This is a genomic window from Nocardioides sp. (genome assembly GCF_035703625.1).
Lineage (GTDB): Bacteria > Actinomycetota > Actinomycetes > Propionibacteriales > Nocardioidaceae > Nocardioides.
The window spans coordinates 1-5157 of sequence record NZ_DASSXS010000124.1 but is presented as its reverse complement, the minus strand read 5'-3'; the positions used below and the strand labels follow the sequence as shown (position 1 = coordinate 5157).

The window sequence follows — 5157 nt, the reverse complement described above, 5'->3', positions numbered from 1 at the left end:
CGGAGCGTACGGCGTTGGTCGAGCAGTTCTGCTCGTGGTCGGCGTGCAGGATGAACAGCACGTCGAGGGCCTTGACCAGGCGCTCGTCGGCCTCGAAGTGCTTCTCGCTCATCTTGAAGAGCATCGAGAGGAAGTTCGCGGTGTAGGACAGGTCGTTGTCGGGGTAGACGAACGGCTTGCCCTGGGCGTGACGGAAGGACCAGGCGCCGAGCGTCGGCATCTTGGCGATCATCCGCACGATCTGCATGTGCCGGTTCTCGGCGTCGGCGATGTTGCGCGCGTCCGGGTAGAAGGTCGAGAGCGCGCCCACCGAGGCCATCAGCATGCCCATGGGGTGGGCGTCGTAGCGGAAGCCCTCCATGAAGCTCTTGACGTTCTCGTGGACGAACGTGTGGTAGGTGATCTCGTGCACCCACGACTCGTACTCCGCCTTGGTCGGCAGGCTGCCGTGGATGAGGAGATAGGCGACCTCGAGGAAGTTCGACTTCTCCGCGAGCTGCTCGATCGGGTATCCGCGGTACTCGAGGATGCCCTCCTCGCCGTCGATGTAGGTCACGGCGCTGCGGCAGGAGGCGGTGTTGACGAACCCGGGGTCGTAGACGGCGAGGCCCGGCTGGTCGTCGGCGGCCTTGATGCCGCCGAGGTCCGCAGCCTTGATGGTGCCGTCGGTGATCGGGACGTCGTACTCCTGCCCCGTGCGATTGTCACGGACGGTGAGTGATTCAGTCACCGTCCAAACCTAGCCCCGGTGGCCCCCCGGTGCGAATCCCTCGTTCGAAAGTCGGGACCAGCCCGGCTCGAACGACGTTTTGACCTGCCCCTACGCCCCCCGTAGTCTTGTCGGTCGCGACTCCTGCCGCGTTCCGATCTCCCGCCACGGCGATCGGGATGCAGATCCGGAGCCCACTCCAGGGTGGTCAGCCGGGCCGTGTTCGTCAGAAGCCGCTGCACCACCGACCGGGGCCGACCAGGCCGATCCGGTCGGCACCTACGAACGAAGAAGGAACCAGCCGTGCGTACCTACAGCCCCAAGCCCGCGGACATCCAGCGGGAGTGGCACGTCATCGACGCGACCGACGTCGTCCTCGGGCGCCTCGCCGTCTCCGCCGCGACCCTGCTCCGCGGGAAGCACAAGCCGATCTTCGCCCCCCACGTCGACACCGGTGACTTCGTCATCGTCATCAACGCGGAGAAGGTCGCCCTGTCCGGCGACAAGGCCACCAAGAAGCTCGCCTACCGCCACTCCGGGTACCCCGGCGGCCTCTCGGCCACCCCGGTCGGGGAGCTGCTCGAGAAGGACGCCCGCAAGGTGATCGAGAAGGCTGTCTGGGGCATGCTTCCCAAGAACAAGCTCGGCCGCCAGGTGCTGAAGAAGCTCAAGGTCTACTCGGGCCCCCACCACCCCCACCAGGCCCAGCAGGCCAAGCCGTTCGAGATCTCCCAGGTCTCCCAGTAAGCACGCGACCCAGAACTGATTGAGGAACACCGTGACTGAGAACAGCACTGAGGTCGAGGAGACCTACGAGACCAACGAGCAGGGCGTTGCCTACAGCTCCGAGAGCGCCCCGTCGGCCGACCAGCCGCTGCGCGCGGCGACCATCGCCCCCGCGGCCGCGACCGGCCGTCGCAAGGAGGCCGTGGCGCGGGTGCGCATCGTCCCCGGCACCGGAGTGTGGACCGTCAACGGCCGCACCCTCGACTCCTACTTCCCGAACAAGCTGCACCAGCAGGTCGTCAACGAGCCCTTCGCTGCCCTGCAGCTCGAGGGCCGCTTCGACGTCATCGCCCGCATCCACGGCGGCGGCATCACCGGCCAGGCCGGCGCGCTGCGCCTCGGCGTGGCCCGCTGCCTCAACGCGGTCGACGTCGAGACCAACCGCCCGTCGCTGAAGAAGGCCGGGCTGCTCACCCGCGACGCCCGCGTCATCGAGCGCAAGAAGGCCGGACTCAAGAAGGCCCGCAAGGCGCCTCAGTTCAGCAAGCGCTGACCGTCCGGGTCGGGCATGGCGCGACTCTTCGGCACCGACGGGGTCCGGGGCCAGGCCAACGGTCAGCTGACCGCTGAGCTGGCCCTGGGCCTGTCCGTCGCGGCGGCCCAGGTCCTGGCCGACCGGGGCGAGTTCGAGGGTCACCGTCCGCTGGCCGTCGTCGGCCGCGACACCCGGATCTCCGGTCAGTTCCTGGAGTCGGCCGTGGTGGCCGGCCTCGCGTCGGCCGGGGTGGACGTCCTCCTCCTCGGCGTCCTGCCGACCCCGGGCGTCGCGTTCCTCACCGGCACCCTGGGTGCCGACCTCGGCGTGATGCTGTCCGCCTCCCACAACCCGATGCCCGACAACGGCATCAAGTTCCTCGCCCGCGGGGGCCACAAGCTCGACGACGCGATCGAGATCGCCATCGAGCGGCGCCTCGGCCAGGAGTGGGAGCGGCCGGTCGGCGGCGACGTCGGCCGGGTGACGCCGTACCCCTCGGCGGTGAGCCAGTACGTCGGCCACCTCGTCCGCACCATCGACCACCCCCTGGCGGGGATCCGGGTCGTCCTCGACTGCGCCGAGGGGGCCGCGCACGAGGCGGGCCCCAAGGCGCTGGTCGACGCGGGTGCGGAGGTGACCGCGATCCATGCCCAGCCGGACGGGCTGAACATCAACGACAACTGCGGCTCCACCCATCTCGAACGCCTGCGGGAGGCGGTGCTCCAGGACGAGGCGCACGTGGGCTTCGCCCTCGACGGCGACGCCGACCGCTGCCTGGCGGTCGACCACGAGGGCAACGTCGTCGACGGCGACCAGCTCCTGGCGGTGCTGGCGCACGCGTTCCTCGACAGCGGCCGCCTCGCCAAGGACACCGTCGTCGCCACCGTGATGAGCAACCTGGGGTTCGTCCAGGCGATGCGGGCCGCCGGCATCGGGGTGCGGCAGACCAAGGTGGGCGACCGCTACGTGCTCGAGGCGATGAAGGTGTCGGGCTACTCGCTCGGCGGCGAGCAGTCGGGCCACGTGATCATGTCCGACCACGCGACCACGGGCGACGGCATCCTCACCGCGCTGCACATCCTGGAGCGGATGGCGACCACGGGCCAGAGCCTCAAGTCGCTCGCCTCGGTGATGACGCGGCTGCCGCAGGTCCTGGTCAACGTCGGTGGGGTGGACAAGTCCCGGGCCGACGACGACGCGGTCCTGGCCGCGGCGGTGGCGGAGGAGGAGGCCGTGCTCGGTGACGGTGGCCGGATCCTGCTCCGGCCCTCGGGCACCGAGCCGATCGTCCGGGTCATGGTCGAGGCCGGGACCGCCGACCAGGCGGAGGCGATCGCCGACCGGCTCGCGCGCGTCGTGCGCGCCCAGCTGGCGCTCTGACCGCTCGGCCCGCCCGCGAAATGCGGTCGACATGCCCGGAACCGCCCGTCAGGCTGCGGGACATGACCAGCAGCGACCTGTGGGACGAGGAGACGGCGCGTCGCTACGACGCGACCAGCGCGGCCATGTTCGCGCCCGACGTGCTCGACCCGACCGTCGACTTCCTCCACCGGCTCGCCGGGGGCGGACCGGCCCTCGAGCTCGCCGTCGGCACCGGCCGGGTGGCGGTTCCGCTGCTCGCGCGCGGAGTCCCCGTATCCGGCATCGAGCTGTCGGAGCCCATGGTGGCGCAGCTGCGGCAGAAGGTGGACGAGGCCGCGTTGCCGGTGACCGTCGGCGACATGGCCACGACCCGGGTGCCGGGGGAGTTCTCGCTCGTCTACCTCGTCTTCAACACCCTCGGCAACCTGCGCACCCAGCAGGAGCAGGTCGCCTGCTTCCGCAACGCCGCGCGACACCTGCGCCCGGGAGGGCGGTTTCTGATCGAGCTCGGCGTGCCGCCGATCCGTCGCCTCCCACCGGGTCAGGTGGCGGTGCCGTTCGAGGTGAGCGAGGGGCACCTGGGCTTCGACACCTTCGACCTGTCCACCCAGGCCGGCACGTCGCACCACTACTGGCCCGGCGAGGACGGTCGGGCCCGGTACGGCGTCCACCACTACCGCTTCGTCTGGCCCGCCGAGTGCGACCTGATGGCGCAGCTGGCCGGACTGGAGCTGGAGCAGCGGCTGGCCGACTGGGACGGCAGCCCGTTCACCGCCGACAGCGAGAGCCACGTGTCGGTGTGGCGCAAGCCGTGACTGCTCCGGTGGTTGAGCAGCGAGCGCCAGCGAGCGTCGTCGAAACCCCGGAACCGTTGGTGGGGCGGCAACCACCGTGGGCACCGCCCTGCGTGGGTGCGGGGGTTTCGACGACGCTCGGCGCTGGCGCGCCTCACTGCTCAACCACCGGACGATGCTGCGACTACAGCTTGCGCAACCGGACGTAGCGCACGGAGTGGTCGCGGTCCTTGCGCAGCACCAGGGTGGCCCGCGACCGCGTGGGCAGGATGTTCTCGGTCAGGTTGGGCCCGTTGATGGAGTCCCACAGCCGCTCCGCCTCGGCGACCGCCTCCTCCTCGCTGAGCCCGGCGTACTTCGCGAAGTACGACGCGGGGTCGCGGAAGGCCGTCTCGCGGAGCCGGAGGAAGCGCTCGACGTACCAGGAGCGGATGTGGTCGGTGCCGGCGTCGACGTACACGCTGAAGTCGAAGAAGTCGCTCAGGGTGAGGCCGGTGCGGCCGTCGTCGCGGACGCGTGCCGGCTGGAGCACGTTGAGGCCTTCGATGATCACGATGTCGGGCCGCTTGATCGCGACCTTCTCGTCGGGCACGACGTCGTAGACGAGGTGGGAGTAGAGCGGCGCCTCGACCTCGTCCTCGCCGGACTTGATGTCGACCACGAACCGCAGCAGGGCCTTGCGGTCGTAGGACTCCGGGAACCCCTTGCGGTGCAGGATGCCCCGGCGCTCGAGCTCGGCGTTGGAGTAGAGGAACCCGTCGGTCGTCACCAGGGCGACGTTGGGGTGCTCGGGCCAGTGGGCGAGCATCTGCTGGAGGACGCGGGCGGTCGTGGACTTCCCGACGGCCACCGAGCCGGCGAGGCCGATCACGAACGGCGTCCGCTGCGGCTGCGGCTGGTCCAGGAACTCCTCCTGCTGCCGGTGCAGGCGGCCGGCGCTCTCGACGTACAGGCTGAGCAGGCGCGAGAGCGGGAGGTAGACCTGCTCGACCTCGTCGAGGTCGAGGGCGTCCCCGAGGCCGCGCACCCGG

Annotated in this window: 6 protein-coding genes; 4 read left to right on the top strand and 2 right to left on the bottom strand. The window is 70.3% G+C overall.

Annotation, left to right across the window (positions count from 1 at the left end; genetic code table 11):
• The coding region (locus VFN12_RS06185) for a citrate/2-methylcitrate synthase (RefSeq protein ID WP_325117734.1) at window positions 1-730 on the bottom strand (730 nt) is incomplete at its 3' end.
• Between the two features lie 282 nt (window positions 731-1012).
• On the opposite strand from VFN12_RS06185, the gene rplM reads away from it, so the two are divergent.
• The 4 genes from rplM to VFN12_RS06165 all read left to right on the top strand — a co-directional run bounded on the left by rplM (window position 1013) and on the right by VFN12_RS06165 (window position 4147).
• The gene (gene rplM / locus VFN12_RS06180) at window positions 1013-1456 is read left to right on the top strand and encodes a 50S ribosomal protein L13 (RefSeq protein ID WP_325117733.1); all 444 of its coding nucleotides are present in this window, start codon (window positions 1013-1015) and stop codon (window positions 1454-1456) included.
• Between the two features lie 31 nt (window positions 1457-1487).
• Window positions 1488-1988 carry a 30S ribosomal protein S9 gene (rpsI, locus tag VFN12_RS06175; protein WP_325117731.1) on the top strand — a complete coding sequence of 167 codons (501 nt, stop codon included), beginning with the start codon at window positions 1488-1490 and terminating at the stop codon, window positions 1986-1988.
• Between the two features lie 15 nt (window positions 1989-2003).
• On the top strand, window positions 2004-3350 hold the full coding sequence (gene glmM, locus VFN12_RS06170) for a phosphoglucosamine mutase (RefSeq protein WP_325117730.1): 1347 nt from the start codon (window positions 2004-2006) through the stop codon (window positions 3348-3350).
• A gap of 62 nt (window positions 3351-3412) precedes the next feature.
• A complete protein-coding gene (locus tag VFN12_RS06165; RefSeq protein ID WP_325117729.1) occupies window positions 3413-4147 on the top strand; it encodes a class I SAM-dependent methyltransferase in 735 nt (244 codons plus the stop codon).
• Between the two features lie 163 nt (window positions 4148-4310).
• Here VFN12_RS06165 and coaA read toward each other — a convergent pair.
• The coding region (coaA, locus tag VFN12_RS06160) for a type I pantothenate kinase (RefSeq protein WP_325117728.1) at window positions 4311-5157 on the bottom strand (847 nt) is incomplete at its 5' end.